Origin of the sequence: Allokutzneria oryzae, assembly GCF_042429765.1 — a bacterium.
In the GTDB taxonomy this organism is placed as follows: domain Bacteria; phylum Actinomycetota; class Actinomycetes; order Mycobacteriales; family Pseudonocardiaceae; genus Allokutzneria; species Allokutzneria oryzae.
The window spans coordinates 179,293-196,129 of the sequence record NZ_JBHLZU010000023.1 but is presented as its reverse complement, the minus strand read 5'-3'; the positions used below and the strand labels follow the sequence as shown (position 1 = coordinate 196,129).

General features: G+C 68.5%; 17 protein-coding genes. 7 read left to right on the top strand and 10 right to left on the bottom strand.

Annotation, left to right across the window (positions count from 1 at the left end):
* Window position 1: 1 nt before the first annotated feature.
* Window positions 2–646, top strand: a complete 645-nt coding sequence (locus ACFFQA_RS27690; protein ID WP_377858423.1) for a response regulator transcription factor — start codon at window positions 2–4, stop codon at window positions 644–646.
* Between the two features lie 19 nt (window positions 647–665).
* Here ACFFQA_RS27690 and ACFFQA_RS27685 read toward each other — a convergent pair whose 3' ends face one another.
* Window positions 666–1,886: a cytochrome P450 family protein gene (locus ACFFQA_RS27685; RefSeq protein ID WP_377858420.1), complete on the bottom strand. Its 1,221-nt coding sequence runs from the start codon at window positions 1,884–1,886 to the stop codon at window positions 666–668.
* Window positions 1,887–2,434: 548 nt separating this feature from the next.
* Window positions 2,435–3,199 (bottom strand): TerC family protein, encoded by a 765-nt coding sequence (locus ACFFQA_RS27680; protein WP_377858418.1) that lies wholly within the window; start codon window positions 3,197–3,199, stop codon window positions 2,435–2,437.
* Window positions 3,200–3,548: 349 nt separating this feature from the next.
* Between ACFFQA_RS27680 and ACFFQA_RS27675 the strand changes: the two genes are divergently transcribed.
* Complete coding sequence (locus tag ACFFQA_RS27675) at window positions 3,549–4,382, top strand: alpha/beta fold hydrolase (protein WP_377858415.1); 834 nt, start codon at window positions 3,549–3,551, stop codon at window positions 4,380–4,382.
* Between the two features lie 37 nt (window positions 4,383–4,419).
* Here the strand turns inward: ACFFQA_RS27675 and ACFFQA_RS27670 are convergent, their stop codons facing one another.
* The 6 genes from ACFFQA_RS27670 to ACFFQA_RS27645 all read right to left on the bottom strand — a co-directional run bounded on the left by ACFFQA_RS27670 (window position 4,420) and on the right by ACFFQA_RS27645 (window position 9,302).
* Entirely contained in the window at window positions 4,420–5,622 is a 1,203-nt protein-coding gene (locus tag ACFFQA_RS27670) for a putative glycoside hydrolase (protein WP_377858412.1), read from the bottom strand.
* Between the two features lie 815 nt (window positions 5,623–6,437).
* Window positions 6,438–7,034, bottom strand: coding sequence for a GNAT family N-acetyltransferase (locus ACFFQA_RS27665; RefSeq protein ID WP_377858409.1), 597 nt, complete (start codon window positions 7,032–7,034; stop codon window positions 6,438–6,440).
* 482 nt (window positions 7,035–7,516) lie between these two features.
* The gene (locus tag ACFFQA_RS27660) at window positions 7,517–7,957 is read right to left on the bottom strand and encodes a phosphatase domain-containing protein (RefSeq protein ID WP_377858406.1); all 441 of its coding nucleotides are present in this window, start codon (window positions 7,955–7,957) and stop codon (window positions 7,517–7,519) included.
* Window positions 7,954–8,511, bottom strand: a complete 558-nt coding sequence (locus tag ACFFQA_RS27655) for a CGNR zinc finger domain-containing protein (protein WP_377858403.1) — start codon at window positions 8,509–8,511, stop codon at window positions 7,954–7,956. The genes ACFFQA_RS27660 and ACFFQA_RS27655 overlap by 4 nt, the downstream gene beginning before the upstream one ends.
* A 41-nt stretch (window positions 8,512–8,552) precedes the next feature.
* A complete protein-coding gene (locus tag ACFFQA_RS27650) occupies window positions 8,553–8,981 on the bottom strand; it encodes a hypothetical protein (protein ID WP_377858400.1) in 429 nt (142 codons plus the stop codon).
* A gap of 81 nt (window positions 8,982–9,062) precedes the next feature.
* Window positions 9,063–9,302: a hypothetical protein gene (locus tag ACFFQA_RS27645; protein ID WP_377858397.1), complete on the bottom strand. Its 240-nt coding sequence runs from the start codon at window positions 9,300–9,302 to the stop codon at window positions 9,063–9,065.
* Between the two features lie 234 nt (window positions 9,303–9,536).
* On the opposite strand from ACFFQA_RS27645, the gene lexA reads away from it, so the two are divergent.
* From lexA to ACFFQA_RS27625, 4 genes are all read left to right on the top strand, one after another.
* Complete coding sequence (lexA, locus tag ACFFQA_RS27640) at window positions 9,537–10,199, top strand: transcriptional repressor LexA (protein WP_377858395.1); 663 nt, start codon at window positions 9,537–9,539, stop codon at window positions 10,197–10,199.
* A 242-nt stretch (window positions 10,200–10,441) separates the two neighbouring features.
* Entirely contained in the window at window positions 10,442–10,666 is a 225-nt protein-coding gene (locus tag ACFFQA_RS27635; RefSeq protein WP_377858392.1) for a hypothetical protein, read from the top strand.
* Between the two features lie 47 nt (window positions 10,667–10,713).
* Window positions 10,714–11,877 carry an FAD-dependent monooxygenase gene (locus ACFFQA_RS27630; protein WP_377858389.1) on the top strand — a complete coding sequence of 388 codons (1,164 nt, stop codon included), beginning with the start codon at window positions 10,714–10,716 and terminating at the stop codon, window positions 11,875–11,877.
* 180 nt (window positions 11,878–12,057) lie between these two features.
* A complete protein-coding gene (locus ACFFQA_RS27625) occupies window positions 12,058–13,188 on the top strand; it encodes a VanZ family protein (RefSeq protein ID WP_377858386.1) in 1,131 nt (376 codons plus the stop codon).
* Between the two features lie 169 nt (window positions 13,189–13,357).
* On the opposite strand, the gene ACFFQA_RS27620 is transcribed toward ACFFQA_RS27625, so the two are convergent.
* Together ACFFQA_RS27620 and ACFFQA_RS27615 are read right to left on the bottom strand one after the other, a co-directional pair.
* Complete coding sequence (locus tag ACFFQA_RS27620) at window positions 13,358–14,206, bottom strand: ABC transporter permease (RefSeq protein WP_377858382.1); 849 nt, start codon at window positions 14,204–14,206, stop codon at window positions 13,358–13,360.
* Window positions 14,206–15,114 carry an ABC transporter ATP-binding protein gene (locus tag ACFFQA_RS27615; RefSeq protein ID WP_377858379.1) on the bottom strand — a complete coding sequence of 303 codons (909 nt, stop codon included), beginning with the start codon at window positions 15,112–15,114 and terminating at the stop codon, window positions 14,206–14,208. Before ACFFQA_RS27615 ends, ACFFQA_RS27620 begins: the two co-directional genes overlap by 1 nt.
* A gap of 171 nt (window positions 15,115–15,285) precedes the next feature.
* Here ACFFQA_RS27615 and ACFFQA_RS27610 point away from each other — a divergent pair, with 171 nt between their 5' ends.
* Window positions 15,286–16,215, top strand: a complete 930-nt coding sequence (locus tag ACFFQA_RS27610; protein WP_377858376.1) for a GbsR/MarR family transcriptional regulator — start codon at window positions 15,286–15,288, stop codon at window positions 16,213–16,215.
* Window positions 16,216–16,837: the final 622 nt, after the last annotated feature.

The window sequence follows — 16,837 nt, the reverse complement described above, 5'->3', positions numbered from 1 at the left end:
CGTGCGCATCGTGATCGCCGAGGACGACGCCCTGCTCCGGGAGGGGCTGACCCATCTGCTGCGAGCGGAGGGCATCGAGGTCAGCTCCGCCGTGGACAACCCGGAGGACCTGCTCGCCGCCGTGGCCGCCGACCGCCCGGACGTGGCGGTGGTGGACGTTCGGATGCCCCCGACGCACACCGACGAGGGCCTGCGCGCCGCCGTCGAGGCACGACGGCTGCACCCTGGGCTCGCCGTGCTGGTGCTGTCGGCGCACGTCGAGGACAGCTACGCCGCCGAGCTGCTGGCCGACGGCAGCGGGGGAGTTGGCTACCTGCTGAAGGAGCGGGTCGGCCGGGTGGAGGACTTCCTCGATGCTCTGGAGCGGGTGGCGGGGGGAGGCACGGCGATGGACCCGGAGGTCGTCTCCCAGCTGCTGGTGCGCCGCCGGGCCGACGACCCGTTGCACGCGCTCACCCCGCGAGAGCGCGAGGTGCTGGCGCTGATGGCCGAGGGGCACTCGAACACCACGATCGCCAACTCCCTCGTCGTCAGCGACAGCGCCGTGCACAAGCACATCGGCAACATCTTCACGAAGCTGGGGCTGCCCGCGACCGACGCGGGGCATCGGCGGGTGCTGGCGGTGCTCGCCTACCTGCGCGCCTGACTCACGGCCAGGCCGGTGGTCATGGCCGCACAGTGCCGAGGTTGACCGGGATCGACAGCGGGCCGATCGTGAAGAACGACGGCGAGTAGGGGATGTCGGCAGGGTCGATCGCGAGGCTGAGCTCCGGGAGCCGCCGGTACAGCGACGCGAGCGCGAGCCTGCCCTCCAGCCGGGCCAGCGGGGCGCCGATGCAGTAGCGCGGGCCGTGCCCGAACCCGAGGTGCCCGGTCTGCGGCCGGGTGATGTCGAACTGGTTCGCGGTCTCGCCGTACTCGTCGGTGTCCACACCGGTGGACTGGTAGACCACGCCGACCGCGTTGCCCTTGGGGATGTGGACACCGGCGACGGTCACGTCCTCCGCCGTGAACCGGAAGCTGGTCATCATCACCGAGTGCCGGTACCGCAAGGTCTCCTCGACCACGTCGTCCCAGCGGTTCCCGGCCTTGGCCAGCGCGAGCTGGCCGGGGTTCCGTGCCAGCGCGACGATGGCGTAGCCGAGCAGGTGGACAGTGGTCTCGTGACCGGCGATCAGCATCAGCCACAGGACGCCGACCAGCTCGTCGGTGGTGAGCTTGTCGTCGTTGTCGCGCGCCTGCACCAGCCCCGACGTGAGGTCGTCGCCAGGCTCCTCGTGCTTGCGCTCCACCAGTTCGTGCAGGTACGCCATGAGCTCGTTCTGCGTCGCGAACGCCTCCTCGGGAGGTGTGGTGTGCGCGAGCAGCGTGGCGGTCCACTTGCGCAGCCGGAGCCGCTCGGGCTCGGGCACGCCGAAGAGCTCGCAGATCACCGACATCGGCAGCACCTCGGTGAAGACGGGCACGAGATCGACCCCGTCGCCCGCGGCCACCACGTCGTCGAGCAGCTGGTCGACGATCTCCTGGACCCGCGTCTCCAACGCCTGCACCCGGCCCGGCGTGAAGGCCTTGCCGACCAGGCCGCGCAGCCGCCTGTGGTCGTCTCCGTCCTTTGTGGACAGGTGATCGCCCTGGACGATGGCGCGCAACGGCCAGTCCTCCGGGATTGACCCGTCGTAGAGCGCGGGCCAGTGCTTGGGGTCCCTGAGGAACGTCTTGTTGTCGCCTGCGAGGATCTCGCGCACGGCGGACTGCGTCAGCGCCAGGTACGCGGGCACCCCGCCCGGGAACTCGGCCTCGACAACGGGCGCGATCTTCCGCAGCCGGATGCAGGTGTCGAGCAGGTTCTCGCCCATGGCAGGGAATGCGGGAAGACTCGTTGTCATGGAAGGCGCCTTCCGTGCTGGGAATGTCACTGGGTGGCGCGTGAGTATTCACGGGCGCATTCCGCCGAACAAGGCCGCTTCGGACTCCGCACCCTGGTGGAGTAGGGACAACTCCTGAATGTTCGACCTGTGCCGAAAGAATCCTGTTCTGGCCCGGTGAGCATTGGATCCTGTCTTTCGCGTCCGAATCCTGCGCGAACGCCTGATGCACAGGACCGGCAATGGTCTCCCCGGCGCGGGGCACGACCCGCTCACTGACCTGTCCGAAGTGGACACTCTGATCATCACCGCTTCGGGATGCCCGTGTCCCCAGATCACGGGAAGCGCCCCGAGCGCCCGCCGCAGGTCGTCCCGATTCCCCGAGCCGCCCCCGCCCCCGTACGCCCCCCGTGCGCACGCGTCGACTGGCTGGCGTGGCCGGTGTTTCGCGTTTTGTCACCTTAATGCGCGAAAGAGCGCTCCCATTTCGCATTAAGCCTACATAACGCGAAATGGGGGGCACGGGGGTGAGGGCGCCAGGGGGTGGTGCGGTGCGGGGAAAGCTGGCGCTAGTCCGCTGACGGTGCCTCTTCGTTCTTGACGTAGGTGGGGTGCAGTCGCACCGGTTGCTTCGCGCGCTTGGCGCGGGCCCGCAGGTTGAGGAACTCCACGAACACGGAGAACGCGATCGGGCCGTAGACGTAGCCCTTGGGGATGTGGTGGTCCAGTCCCTCCGCGATGAGGCTGCCGCCGATGAGCAGCAGGAAGGACAGGGCCAGCATCTTGACCGTGGGGTGCCGGTTGACGAACTCGCTGATGGTCTTCGCCGAGACCAGCATGATGACCATCGCGACGACGACGGCGGCGACCATGATGCCGAGCTCGTCGACCATGCCGACGGCGGTGATCACCGAGTCGAGGGAGAACACCACGTCCAGCACCAGGATCTGCGCGATCACCGCGCCGAACGAGGCCGGTTTGGCCCGGTTGCCGTGGTCGCTGCCCTCAAGCTGTTCGTGGATCTCGTAGGTGGCCTTGCCGAGCAGGAAGAGCCCGCCGAGCAGCAGGATCAGGTCCCGGCCGGAGATCTCCTGGCCGAGCGCGGTGAACAGCGGCGCGGTCAGCCCGATCACCCAGGACAGCGATGCGAGCAGCAGCAGGCGCGTGATCAGCGCCAGGGACAGGCCGACCATGCGGGCGCGCTGCCGCTGATGTTCGGGTAGGCGGTCGGCGAGGATGGAGATGAACACGATGTTGTCGATGCCGAGCACGACCTCAAGCAGGAGGAGCGTGCCGAACGCGACCCACAGCTCAGGGCTGAGCATCCATTCCATGCGCCGGACCCACTCTCTCGCTTGTTCTCCGCCTGTCGGTCCGGGTTCGGCGATCGCTCGCGCGCGGTGCAGCCGCCGGTGCCCGGTCAACGGGGGAGATCATTCCGCGAGTGCCACGCCGGCGCCACCGGTGGCGGGCGGTCGCGGTCCCCGAGAGGCACCGCGACCGGATGGACGCTGGCTTGAACCATCCAGGTAGTGCGCTCAGGCATCGGCCACGGGGCACGGGGTGCGGGCGCGTGCGCCCACCCGGCTCGACCGTAGACGGAGTGATCGACTTCGTTGCCGACGTCCGGTCGGTCCCGTCACGACGGGCCGTTCCGCGACGAGGACTCCCGAGGAGAAGCGCATGCCCTACGTCAAGGTCGGTGAAGAGAACTCCGGTGACATCAACATCTACTACGAGGACCACGGCACGGGAAGGCCGGTGGTCCTCATCCACGGGTTCCCGCTCAGCGGGCACTCGTGGGAGAAGCAGCTGCAGGTCCTGCTCGACGCGGGCTATCGCGTCATCGCCTACGACCGGCGGGGATTCGGTGCCTCCAGCCAGCCGGTGACCGGCTACGACTACGACACCTTCGCCGCGGACCTCAACGTCCTGATGGAGAACCTCCACCTGCACGACGCGGCGCTGGTCGGCTTCTCGATGGGCACCGGCGAGGTGGTCCGCTACCTGAGCACCCACGGATCCGGTCGCGTGCGCAAGGCGGCGTTGCTCGCGCCCCTGCAACCGTTTCTGCTCAAGACCGACGACAACCCCAAGGGCGTGAACCAGAGCGTCTTCGACGAGATGACGACCGCCATCATCACCGATCGCCCCGCCTACCTGAAGGACTTCCTCGACGACTTCTACAACATGGACGAGCTCAGGGGGACCAGGGTCAGCGACCAGGCGTGGCAGTTGAGCTGGAACGTCGCCGCCCAAGCGTCGGCCGTCGCGACCCTGGGCTGCGTCTGCGCCTGGCTGACCGACTTCCGCGACGACCTTCCCAAGATCGACGTCCCCACCCTGGTCATGCAGGGCGACGAGGACCGCATCCTGCCCATCGCGTCGACGGGCAGCCGGTTGCCGAACCTGATCGCGGACGTGCGCTACCAGGTCGTCGAGGGCGGGCCGCACAACATCCTCTGGACCCACGCGCACGAGGTCAACACGGCCCTGCTCGACTTCCTCGCCGAGTAGTGCCCGCCGCGACCGCGCGGACGACGAGGCGGAGGTATCAGGTCGGACGGCAAGATCCGTCCTTGCGCAGGATGGTTCCGGAGGTCCCCGGCAGGCTCACCGAGGACACCTGCGCTCCCAGCTCGTCGGTGTACGTGCCGCCCAACGGGAAGGTGACGTTCCCGGTTGCCGTCGGATTGGCGTTCACCAGGACCGTGCCGCAGCTGAAGTCGCGTCGGTAGGCGTGCTCGCCGACCGACGTGTACGGGCCGGTCGGCGTCCCCAGGTCCCACTCGTACTCGGTGTGCCACGGCGTCGGGTCGCCGTAGCCGTCGGTGCGGTCGATCTCGGCGATGGCGGAACGGCCGGAGCTCGCGCCCATGTAGTAGCTCGCGAGCGCGTAGCGGAACGGCCGGACGGCGCTCTTCGAGAAGTGCGGCTGCACCAACGTGATCTTGCCCGCCGCCTCATTGTCCACGACCTCCTGGACCTGCCGGCGCCAGCCCTCGGCGTAGTCGGGGAGGAGGTTGTCGTCGGAGAAGGACAGCCACCACTCGTCCCAGCCGCCGTCGAGGTTGGCCATGTAGGAGTTCCACCCGCCCTCGTGGGTCCTGGCGTTGCTCAAGTTCGCGACCGTTTTCAGTCCCGCCGCGGTGAACTTCGACCGGGTGTTGGCGAAGAACGACGCGTACGCCTTCTGGAACGACGCGTTGTCCTGGTACTTCTGCGGGCACGTGCCGGGGTGGTAGGTGTCGCACGCCCACAGCGCGTTGTCGATGAGCACGCCGTCGAACTTGTCTTTCGTGGCGGAAATGACGTTGTCCGCCCACTCCTCCTGGTACTTCGGGTCGCCGATGTCCATCTGCCAATGACCGGAGTAGCCGGAGTACTCCAGCCGCTGGTTGTCCGGCCCCGTCAGAAACCATTCCGGGCGCTCCTTGTCGGCGCGGCAGTAGCCGACTCCCGCCGGAAGGCTCGCGTCGTCCTTGCCGTCGCGACATGCGTAGGAGCGCGTGGAGGACATGTCCTTGTACACCAGCACCGTGACGTCGGGATTGGCCGCCTTCAACTTCGGGACGTAACTCTCCTCCCATGCGTTGAGCAAGATGTACTTGCGCTGCTTCGCCTCCCTCGTGAGCATCTCGTCAGTGACGGGAGAGCTGTTCCAGTGAATCCAGAAGGACTGCGCCCGCATCGATGTGTCGGCCGTGGCGGTCTCCGGGACGGAAAGCCAGGCCGCCGAGAGAAGAACGGTCGTCAATGCGGAAATCACCTTCATGCGGTCCTCCGGGGAGCTTAGGGGGCGCCCACCGTAGTTCCCTGGGCGACCGCGTCCGCGACGGATAAAACAACCTTGAACAAGGCCCGAAAAAAGTCGCACTCCATTTCACTGATGAATGAAAAGGCTTGCGCTGGAACGAGAACGCGGCGGTCGCGCGCCTGCGCGACACGGCAAGCGCTCGTGCGGGACCTGCTGGTCGAACGCCGAACGGACACGAGGGCCCGATGCCTTGTCAGGGCTAGGCAGCGCCCTCCGCAGACCAACACGCCACCTCGGCGCGCCGGGCAGCCCGTCACCTCGGCGCGCCGGGCAGCCCACTGCCTCGGCACGCGGGGCAGTCCACTGCCTCGGTGCGCGGGGCAGCCCACTGCCTCGGTGCGCGGGGCAACTCATTGCCTCGCGGCGCGGGGTAGCCCACTGCCTCGGTGCGCGGGGCAGCCCACTGCCTCGGTGCGCGGGGCAACTCATTGCCTCGCGGCGCGGGGTAGCCCACTGCCTCGGTGCGCGGGGCAGCCCACCGCCTCATCCCGCGTAGCGACGCATCCCCTCGGCGACCGCCACCCGAAGCCCACTCCGCGCCCTCACTCTTCGCGTTTTGCCACCTAAACGCGCGATGGAGCGCTCCCAATTCGCATTTAGGTGACAAAACGCGAGAACACGAACCACGCCAGCCCCTGGGGCGCATCGCTGAGTGGCGCTGGGGCGACCAAGGACCTCGCCATCGAGGAGCAGGCCGTCGGCCTGGGGCGGATCAACCGATCCGGCGACGGAGCGCGTTGTCCACTGTGGGCTGCTCAGCTCCGCTCCGGGGCGGTCGCCTCTCGCCACTCCGGCGCGAGCACCGACCACACCTCGATGTCGTGCCGCTTGCCCCGGAACGGGTAGCTCTCCCGCAGGACGCCGTCCTTGCGCATCCCGAGCCGCCGGGCCACGGCGATGCTCGCCTCGTTCGCCGCCGAGACCCGCCACTCCACGCGGTGGATGTCCCGCTGCTCGATGGCCCAGGTGATGATCACGCGCGCGGCTCTGGTCACCAGCCCCCTGCCCGCCGCTGACGGCTCCAGCCAGCACCCCGCCTCGGCCGTGCCGTGCTCGACGTCCATCGTCCTGAACAGGACTCCGCCGACCAGCACGCCGTTGGTCCAGATGCCGTAGATCCGCCCGGTGTCGGCGGCGGCCTTCTCCGCGTACGCCCGGAGGAACGACCGGCTCGACTCCAGGTCCGTGACGACGTCGGCGAGCCCGATGTACCGGCCGATGAACTCCCTGCCCCGGTTCATGTGGGTCAGGAACTCCTCGGCCTGCCACGGTTCGAGCGGGCGCAGTTGCGCGCCGTCGTCGCCAAGGGACACCGCGAACATCGTCACCCTCCACAGTCGCAACCGGCGCATGCCGCGAAGGGATCCTCGCACGCGCGGCGGACCTCCTCTCGGCCAAGTGCGCTCTCCGGAGCGAGACGTGAAAACCCCGGGTGTACCTCGGCGCGGACAGCTGTCGTGCTGGGCGACACGGTGGAGTCCTATGTGGAGCGTTACTCACTGGCACTTGCCGCAGAACCGCGCACGGACGGACCGGGGCTGCGACTAGAGCCTGTCCTGCAAGTCGTCCCGATGCCCCGAGGCGGCACCACCCCCGTGCCCCGGTGCGCGCGCGGGCCAGCTGACGTGGTTGAGGTTTTCGCGTTTTGTAGCCTTATTGCGCAAAAGAGCGCTCTCTTTTCGCATTATGACTACAAAACGCGAAATGAGGGACATGCGGGTGAGGGTGTCAGGGGGTGGTGAGCTTGTGGTGAGGGGGTGTTACCGCTTGCAGGACACGACCTCGCCTCAGGTTGGCCGGGAGACTCCAGAGAATCCGGCCGGCTTGGAATCCACTATGGACGGAACTGCGTCACCCAGCGACGTTGCCACGGGGTTTCGACGGCGCGATGGTGGTGGTGTTCGCGCGCCCACGCGACGGCGGCCTCCGGCGCTACGCCGGAGAGGACGGCGAGGCAGGCGATGACGGTGCCGGTCCTGCCGACTCCGCCGCCGCACGCCACCTCGACCGACGAGCCCGCGAGCGCCTTCTTGTGGAGCGCGTGGATCTGCTCGACGGCGAAATCCCTGTTGCGGGGCAACAGGAAATCCGGCCACTCGATCCACGTGTGCGGCCAGTGAAGCGCCGGGGAGTGGCGGAGGCGGAAGCGGTTGGAGCCCAAGTAGAGGCCGAAGTCGGGGGTCGGCCCCTCCGGTGCGGGGCGGCGCAGGCCGCGGCCGCGGACCCAGGAGCCGTCGGGAAGTCGGACTGCGCCGACAAGCTGGGAACGGTTCACGGGGACACCCTTCTGGCTCGGTGGTTGGCGACGTTGAGGCGGTTGCCGCACCGGTCGGGCATGCAGTAGCGGCGTCGTCCTGCTCTGCTGGTGTCGACGAAGACGCCACGGCAGTCCGGGGCGGCGCAGGGGCGGAAGCGCGAGTGGCCGAGCGACCGCACGACGCCGAGCAGGCCCAGCCCGATCAGGGCGGCGAGTTCGTCGGCCAGGCCCGCGCCGGGCGCGGTCGGGACGGACCACTGCCACCCGTCGTCGGAGTGGCGCAGCCGGGGAGCGAGACCGGCGCGCCCGATCAGCACGTGAGCGCCCGCGACGGCCTGGTCGGCCGTCTCGGTCTCCATGATGGCGCGGACTTCTCGGCGGAGCAGATGCACGTGGTGGAGGTCCTCGGCGCTCGGAAAGGAGACAGTGTCGAGGCGGATGCGGTGTTCCTCGAGGAAGCTCGCCAGCGCGCCCGGTGTCGGCAGCGCCTCCTCCCGAACGGTGGGTGACGTGGTGACCAGGTCGGTCGCCACCGCCGCCCCGCGCGCGTAGTCGGACAGTGGTGTCTCCATGTCCCTCCTCGCCTGTAACTGGTAAAAACGTAGCACAAGCCTTACCGGTGGATCGTGGAAGCGGCGTCTCGGACGGCGTCGAGAGCCGCCGTGGCCCACGGCCCGGTCGATTCGTCGGTGAGGTCGCCGCAGGTGAGTCCGATGAGCAGCGTCACGGCACGGGCGAGCGCGGCGGCCAGGGTGCCCACCGCGTCGGCCACCGGATCGACCCACTGGTCACCATGGGCATCGGCCCGGATCGCGACCGGCAGGTCGGAGTCGCGGAAGGTCGCGCTGGCGTCCCGGGACGCGGCCACAAGCTTGGTGAGCTGGTCGCTCATCGCGTCGTGCGCCCGCCGGAGCCCGTCACGGGAGCCGAGCGACTCCGGGGACAGCGCCCTCAGCGCCTCTTGGGCGATCCTCTCGGCCTTCGCGGTGAACACCCGGTTCGTCTCCGCGCACATGCGCGCGTACTCGCTCTCGAACGTCATGAGCGGATTCTGCGCCGTGAAGGGGGACTGTCAGCGGGGATCGGCGAGAGCTGCCAGGTGGCCCACCACGTCGCGGAGCGGCTAACGGGTGTCGATCTCCACGGTCGCCGACTTGCGGAGCAGCGGCTCGACCTCGGTGGTGTCCGTGATGATCCGGTCACGTTCCTGTGCGGTCCTCCCGAACGGGTTCGTGTCGCGGTCGAGCATCACGTCCAAGGGGACGCCGAGCAAGACGACCTCGTCGAACCGGGGAGAGAACGCGTCCTGGTTGCACACCGTGCCCGCTCCGCGATCAGCGCGCCGATCCGGTCCTCGCGCCACCGCGGCTCCGCGCCGGTGCCATCCGAAAGGGGGACGTCTTCGATCCAGCCACCGAGGTCGGTGTCCACCACGCGGTATCCCCGCCGCGCCAAGTGGTTCAGGACCGTCGACTTCCCGGTGCCGGACATGCCCGTCACCAAGATCACCGCCACGTGTTGATCGTAGGGGCTCCGAGGAGGTGCCGCGCGTGAGCCGGTGGCGTGGTCGCCGGTGCCTGCATCTACCATTCCGCGGGTGACCGCCTTCGACGATCTTGATGTGTTCGAGCACCTGGACGCCTCGACGCTGCCGCAGCGCCAGCAGCAGATCCTGCTCACGATCAGGGACTGGGTGGTCAAGCACGGGTACTCGCCGAGCACTCGGGAGATCGGCGACGCCGTCGGCCTGCGGTCGTCGTCATCGGTGTCGAAGCACCTTGCGAGCCTGGAGGAGCAGGGCTTCCTGCGCCGCGGCGCAACGGTGTCCCGGCCGATCGACGTGCGGGTGTTCCTGCGGGAGCCCTCGACGCGAGAGCCTGCCGACAACTCGGTGACCGTGCCCGTGGTCGGCCACATCGCCGCGGGAACTCCCATCACGGCCGAAGAGCACGTCGACGACGTCCTGAAGCTGCCCCGCGAGCTCGCCGGGCGCGGCACCGTTTTCGGACTGCGGGTGCGTGGTGACTCGATGATCGACGCCGCGATCTGCGACGGCGACATCGTCGTGGTGCGGCAGCAGTCCGAGGCCCATTCGGGACAGATCGTCGCCGCGATGATCGACGACGAGGCCACCGTCAAGGTGTACCGCCGCCGCAACGGACACGTCTATCTCGAACCGCGCAACCCGGCTTACGACGTGATCGACGGTGACCGGGCGGTTGTCCTGGGCGCCGTCGTCTCGGTGCTGCGCAGCGTCTGAAGTCCCCCTTGGCAACGCCGACTTCGCCACCTACGCGTGCCGACTGACCCGACACCGCGCCCCACTTCGCCGCCCCCTGCTGCGTGCGATGGCTTGGCGCGCTCGGGACTTCGCGTTTTGTCACCTTGATGCGAGAAAGAGCGCTCCCATTTCGCATCAAGGTGACAAAACGCGAAAAGAGGAAGAGGAGGAGGGCGCGGCTTGGTTCCGGGGGTGGGCTCGGGGGCGCGCGGGTGGGGTCGGTGAGGTGGTGCGTCGCGCGTGCGGGACCACGGCCCGGGCCAGGGTGGGACGGCAGCCGGACATGGACTGGGGCGGGCTCGCGGTGGTGGCGGTGCGCGGGCCGGGCCGGGGCGGCGGAGATCGGGCGGGGGACTGCGCTCGTGGCGGTGTACGACTTCGACGGCCTGTTCGCCCTGTTCAACGCGGCGGCCGACCGGGCGGAGCCGGTCGATGGTGAGATCTAAGCGTGGGCCGCCGCCATCGCGGAGCGACCGAGGTAGACGGGGGAGCAATGATCAGCGACGTTGTGATCGTCGGCGGGGGCATCGCGGGCACGGTTGCCGCGATCGCCTTGCACAAGGCGGGAATCGACGCGACCGTGCACGAGGCGTACCCGACCGGCGCGAACGACGCCGGGGCGTTCTTCACGATCATGCACAACGGCATGGACGCCCTCGCCGCGGTCGGTCTCGACCAGGCTGTCGCGGAGCATTCCTATCCCGCGCAGGGCGTGCGGCTGGTCGACGGGACCGGGCGGCAGCTCGGGGAGCAGAGCTACGCGCAGGGCATGGGCTCGGTCCCTGGTCCGCGAACGCTGCGGCGGTCCGCGCTTTACCAGCTGCTGCACGATGAGGCGGCCAAGCGCGGGATCCGGGTCGAGCACAGCAAGCGCCTGATCGCCGCGACGGAGGCGAAGCGCGCGACGGCGACCTTCGCCGACGGCAGCACCGCCCAGGGGGATGTGCTCATCGGCGCCGACGGTACGCACTCCACCACGCGCGCCGTCATCAATCCCGACGCCACACCCGCGCGGTACACCGGCCTCAACGTCGTTTACGGCTATGCGCCGGCGCGGACCGATGTGGAGCCGAACACCTACACCTTCGCCCACGGAGCGCGTGCCGCGTTCGGCTACATCGTCGTGCCGACCGGTCAGACGTGGTGGTTCAGCCGCCTTCCCGGCGAGAAGCTGGACTGCTCGGGAATGACCGTGCAGCAATGGAAAGACCACGCGAGCTCGTACTTCGCCGACGACGCCTTCCCCGCTGCGGAGATCATCCAGTCCACGGAGGCGGAGGTCATCGGCAGCAACGTCTACGACATCCCGACCACGCCGCAGTGGTACACCGACCGCATGGTGCTGACAGGCGACGCCGCCCACGCCGCCTCGCCCGCCGCCGGACAAGGTGCCTCCATGGCGCTCGAAGACGCCGTGACGCTGGCGAAGTGCCTGCGCGATCTGCCAAGGGACCAGGCGTTCCGCGCCTACGAAAGCCTCCGGCGCGATCGTGTCGAGCAGATCGTCGCGAACAGCGCGGCCCGAGACACCGGCAGGATGACGGGTGCGCCGCAGAGCGAGGAGGACAGGGAGAAGGCGTTGCAGCGACGGCGGGCCTTCCAAGCCTGGGTGTACCAGCACCACATCGACTGGGAGCAGCCCGTCACCGTCGGGTAGCGGGGAGAGCACGTGCTGGCACCCCGATGCATTGGGGTGCCAGCACGACAGACATCGCCCTCTTGAGACTCTAGGGTGGGGCGGTCCCACCGATGCCACGAAGATCACGACCGCGTTGACGGAGTCCGTCCGCTGTCGGCCGTGGGGTCGGTCATCGCCGCCTCGCGTCAGAAGAGACTCTTGCTTCCCGAACACACGCAGAACATTCAGAACGGCTTCCTGTTCTTCTTGGTGACTGGCATCGCGTTGCTTGTTCCCGCGGTGGCCTTCCACTACTTCCGCTTCGGCCGGGTGGAGCCGCGGCGCACCTTCGTCTTCTATGCGGGACTGCTCTACAGTCTGGTCGCGCTCGCCCTGGTGCTGATGCCGTTCCCCGAGATCGGCACCGTGTGCGTGGCGCCACCGAGTCCACAGTGGACGCCGTTCCAGTTCGTATTCGACACCTGGACGGAACGGGGCTTCACCAGCGGCCCGCTGCTGTCCTGGGTCTTCAACATCGCGCTGTTCGTGCCGCTGGGTGTGTTGCTGCGCAAGGCATACGGGCTCCGGCGGCACTGGGTGGCACTCGTCGGTCTCGCGGTGTCACTCGCGATCGAGATCATGCAGGTGACCGGCAACTTCGGCATCTATCCCTGCCCGTACCGGCTCTTCGACGTCAACGACCTGATGGCCAACGCCGCTGGCGCCGCGATCGGCGGACTGATCGCCCCGGCCGCGCTGATCGTGCCGAAGGTGTTGCCCGCCAGCGAGGCCCGTGCCCAGCTCGACGCAGTCGGACTCCCGAGGCAGATCATCGCCTACTGCATGGACGTTGCCCTTTCATGCCTCGCCGTGATCCTGGTCTACCTGCTGACCGAGTTCGGCTCGGGGTGGACGGTAGCGGTGGTGTTCGCCGTGCTTCGGATCGTTGTGCCGCTGTTGACTGACGGGTACACGCCTGCGGGCAAGCGGCTCAAGTTCAAGGTGCGCATGGTCGACCGCACGCCGATCACTGTCGGACGGATCGTGGTGCGAGAGGGGTGTGGCCCCGTCGGCGCGCTCGGCCTAGTTGCGCTCGTGGTCGTCTTCGGTGAGATGGGCGCCCGCGCGATCGACCGCCTCACGATGGCGAAAACCTTCGGGCTGCCCGGCCACGAGCCATTGTTGGTCGTCGCCATCGTCGGGATCGCCGTGTTCTCGTTGCTGTTGTTCGCGCCGGCGGCTCGCCGGGACCAGCGGGCGTGGCACGACGTGCTCGCGGGCACCCGCTGCGTCCTGGACACGCCCCGAGCCGAACCAGCCGTGAGCGAACATCCGCAGTTTCCTCCATAGTTGCGGAATGTTCGGATAGGGCGAGAAGCATGGCAGTCCCCGGCTGTTAACCGAAGGTAGGGGAACTTGAGGTGATCTCGTTTCCGCGGAGTGCAAAGTGCCCGTTGCGTTCGAACTCGGCGGGCCACAAGCCAACCGGGGCACGCTGCTCAGGGACGGAGCGAGGCGATCAGCCGATCCGCCGCAGGGCACGCTCCCGCCGCTGGGCCACTGCTGAACCGGACTCCCGGCGGGCCATCCGCCGGAGCACGATCGGGGCGACGACCAGGCCGAGCGCGAACCACGCGCCCAGGACACCGATGGTCTCCAGGTGCCGCCAGGACTGGCCGATCTCGATGCTCACGGCGCTGTCCGGCAGGAGGGCGGACCGCATGCCGAGGCCGAGCCAGTAAACCGGGAAGACCTGGGCGACCCACTGCAGCCAGTCCGGCAGCGCGGTGATCGGGTAGAAGATCCCGGAGATCCCGACCAGCGCGAGGATGGGCAGCGTGAGCAGTCCCTGGCCGCGGGCGCTGGTGAACATCGACCCCAGTACCGCGCCGATCGGCAGCGCCGCCAGCAGCCCGAGCACGAGCACCCACGCCAGGGTCAGCCAGGAGCCCACGCTGCCCGTGGCGAGGCCACTCACCAGGATCATGCTGGGAACCAGGAAGATCGCCAGATCCACGACCGTGCCGCCGGCCACCGAGATGATCTTGCCGATCAGGTAGCACACCATTCCGTTCGGGGTGGCCTTCGCGCGCAACAGCGTGCCGTCCTCCCGGTCGGCGGTGAGCTGCTGGCTGATGCTGACCATCGACATCGCGGCGTTCATGCCGAGAACGCTGGGCAGGACCAGGGTGCCGAGCAGGAACCCGGTGCCGCCGAAGGACGTGTTCCGCAGGAAGACCGTCACGATCACCATCAGCGTCGGCCAGAGGAGGTGGCCCACCAGCTCGGTGCCGTTGGTGAACGACTGCCGCAGCTCCGTCCGGCCGCGCTCCCAACCGCCGCGCACCGCGGTCGCGGTCGGAGTCATCAAGCCACCTCGGTTCCTGGGAGCGCTGACTCGGCCTTGGTGACCAGAGCGAGATAGGTGTCCTCCAGCGAGGCGCGGCGAACTTCGAGCTCGGTGACCGAGTCGCCGTACCGGCCGAGCAGTTCGCGGACGAACTCGGTGGACCGCGTGGTCGACCGGACGAAGTGCTCGCCGTCGCGGATCCAGCGCACCTCGTCCTCGCCCGCGATGCGCTGCGCGAGCTCCCTGGCGGTGCCGTCGGCCACGATCCGCCCGCCGTCGAGGATGACGATGCGGTCGGCGAGTTTCTCGGCCTCGTTGAGGTCGTGCGTGGTGAGCAGGATGGTCGTGTCGTCCTGTGCGCCGAGTCGGCGCACGAGGTCGTGGAACACCTGCCGGGCCTCCGGGTCGAGCCCGGCCGTCGGCTCGTCGAGGAAGAGCAGCTCCGGGCGGCCCACGATGCCGATCGCCATGTCCAACCTGCGTCGCTGCCCACCGGAGAGCGTCCTGATCTTCCGGTCCGCGAACTCGGTCAGTCCCGCCACGGCGACGAGCTCGTCCGGATCTCTGGGGCGTCGGATGCGCTCGGTGGAGTAGCAGGCGTAGAGGGATCCGAGATGGGCCAGCAGCTCCCGAACCCGCCAGTTCCCGTGGTCCCGCCACGACTGCAGGACGATCCCCACCCGCGCCCGCCACTGCTCGGTGGCCTGGGCCGGATCGGTGCCGAGCACGGTGGCTCGTCCCGCCGACCGCGTCCGGAACCCTTCCAGGATCTCGATCGTGGTGGTCTTCCCGGCTCCGTTCGGCCCGAGCAGTGCCAGCACCTCACCGCGACGGACCTGGAAGGACACGTCGTGCAGGACATCGACCGAGCCGTACCGCATCCGCACCCCGTCGACGTCGACCACCACGTTGTCGCTCGTCGTCATCGCCACACCCCTCTCGTTCAGGAATGCGTGAAAGCTATGGTGCGGTTTCCAAAAGTGGCAACGAACAGATCTGTATTTATGCAGGTAAAATGCCATATTCTCGTGCGACGGTGTGGCTATGAACGCAACAGCCCGTTGCATTGGTTAGCCCGTGAACGCACACTGGGCGCCATGGCGGGCGGCAGACTGACCCAGCGGGACCGGCACCACATCGCGTCCGGGCTGGCAGGCGGACTGGGCTATTCCGAGATCGCGCGGCGCCTGGACCGGCCCACGTCGACCATCAGCCGGGAGATCGCCCGCAACGGTGGCCCCGCCGCCTACCGCGCGGATCAGGCCCACCGAGCCGCGTGGCGGCGTGCCCGACGGCCCAGGCCGATCGCGCGGCGGCCGGCCGCCCCCGGCGGACGCGACCCCGGGGCGGCGCGAGAGTTCCTGGAGCGGTTCGCGGAGTTGATGGTCACGACCGGGATGCCCCGGATGGCGGCCCGCGTGTTCACCTGCCTGATCACCACCGACTCCGGCGCCCTGACCGCCGCCGAACTGGTGCACCACCTCCAGGTCAGCCCCGGGGCGGTCTCCAAGGCCGTCGGGTACCTGGAATCGCTGGACCTGATTCAGCGAGAACGCGGCCCGCGCCGACGGGAGCGCTACCTGATCGACGACGACGTCTGGCTACGAAGCTGGCTGACCAGCGCCCGGCAGAACGCGATGTGGGCAGACGCCGCGCAGGAAGGGGTCGCCATCCTCGGCGCCACCACACCCGCCGGAGCACGGATACGGCAGATGGCGGAGTTCTTCACCCAACTCAGCCACGACATGTCCGGTGGCGCGGCACAGGTCGTCTCCGACGACGCGTTCACCGTGCTCGCCGCTCTGGCGCACACCGGCCAACCACACACCGTCGACGAAGTGGCCACAGCACTGAACTGGCCCAGCGACCGCGTCGCCGCGGCGCTGAGCAACGCCCGAGAACGCCCCGACATCACCGACCCGGTCACCGTGCGGCGCCTTGGATCCGGCGCCTACTCCATCGTCGCCAGGCCCGGTCGGCTCACCCCCGCCCAACGCGAAGCCCTCGACCGCCGAGGTGCCCGATAGAGGTTCGATCGTCCAGGGGAGCGGCAGCTCAGTACGACAACGACAGGCTGTGGCCTCGTCTCTTGTGGTGGCTGACGCGCGGTTCTGGGAGGTCCGTCGCCCGGGTGGACGGCACGGACCAGTGTCCGAAGGCCAGCGACCACACGATGGACGCGAACCTTCATCAGCTCCATCGACACCACCATCCCAACAAGGCGACTCGCACACCGGAAGTCCTGCCCGCAGCGACAGTTTGCCTTGCAAGACAACGGATTCGTCTTGTACGAACCGAGTTCGACCAGGGCGGCCACCACTGCGGCGGATCGCTGTTCAAGGTCTGCATAGGACAGTGAACCGGGGGTCGGTCACCACGACGTCCTCGGTGCCCTGGCTTGGCTCGATGATGTCATGGACGTGCCTCACGGGTGGCCGCCCGCAAGCTCCCACGGCCACCATCGCAGGGCGGCGGGAGGTCGCTGTTCTGGCCGGCCGTGGTGGTCGTCGGTCACCTCAGCGCACCGTTCGCGCTTAGCGCTCGAATGACCAGGCCATAGCCACTCCCGCCGGTCGTGTCCTGGTTGCGCGTGTTGGAGTGTGTCGGAATCCGTCTCACGGAAGCGGACGCCGAGTTGATAGGCCTTGA

Bases quoted from the DNA above. Each gene is read 5' to 3' on its own strand.
- ACFFQA_RS27630 (WP_377858389.1), top strand. From the start codon at position 10,714: ATGATCAGCGACGTTGTGATCGTCGGCGGGGGCATCGCGGGCACGGTT.
- ACFFQA_RS27685 (WP_377858420.1), bottom strand. From the start codon at position 1,886: ATGACAACGAGTCTTCCCGCATTCCCTGCCATGGGCGAGAACCTGCTC.
- ACFFQA_RS27665 (WP_377858409.1), bottom strand. From the start codon at position 7,034: ATGCGCCGGTTGCGACTGTGGAGGGTGACGATGTTCGCGGTGTCCCTT.
- ACFFQA_RS27650 (WP_377858400.1), bottom strand. From the start codon at position 8,981: ATGACGTTCGAGAGCGAGTACGCGCGCATGTGCGCGGAGACGAACCGG.
- ACFFQA_RS27615 (WP_377858379.1), bottom strand. From the start codon at position 15,114: ATGACGACGAGCGACAACGTGGTGGTCGACGTCGACGGGGTGCGGATG.
- ACFFQA_RS27610 (WP_377858376.1), top strand. From the start codon at position 15,286: ATGGCGGGCGGCAGACTGACCCAGCGGGACCGGCACCACATCGCGTCC.
- ACFFQA_RS27680 (WP_377858418.1), bottom strand. From the start codon at position 3,199: ATGGAATGGATGCTCAGCCCTGAGCTGTGGGTCGCGTTCGGCACGCTC.
- ACFFQA_RS27620 (WP_377858382.1), bottom strand. From the start codon at position 14,206: ATGACTCCGACCGCGACCGCGGTGCGCGGCGGTTGGGAGCGCGGCCGG.
- ACFFQA_RS27655 (WP_377858403.1), bottom strand. From the start codon at position 8,511: ATGGAGACACCACTGTCCGACTACGCGCGCGGGGCGGCGGTGGCGACC.
- ACFFQA_RS27675 (WP_377858415.1), top strand. From the start codon at position 3,549: ATGCCCTACGTCAAGGTCGGTGAAGAGAACTCCGGTGACATCAACATC.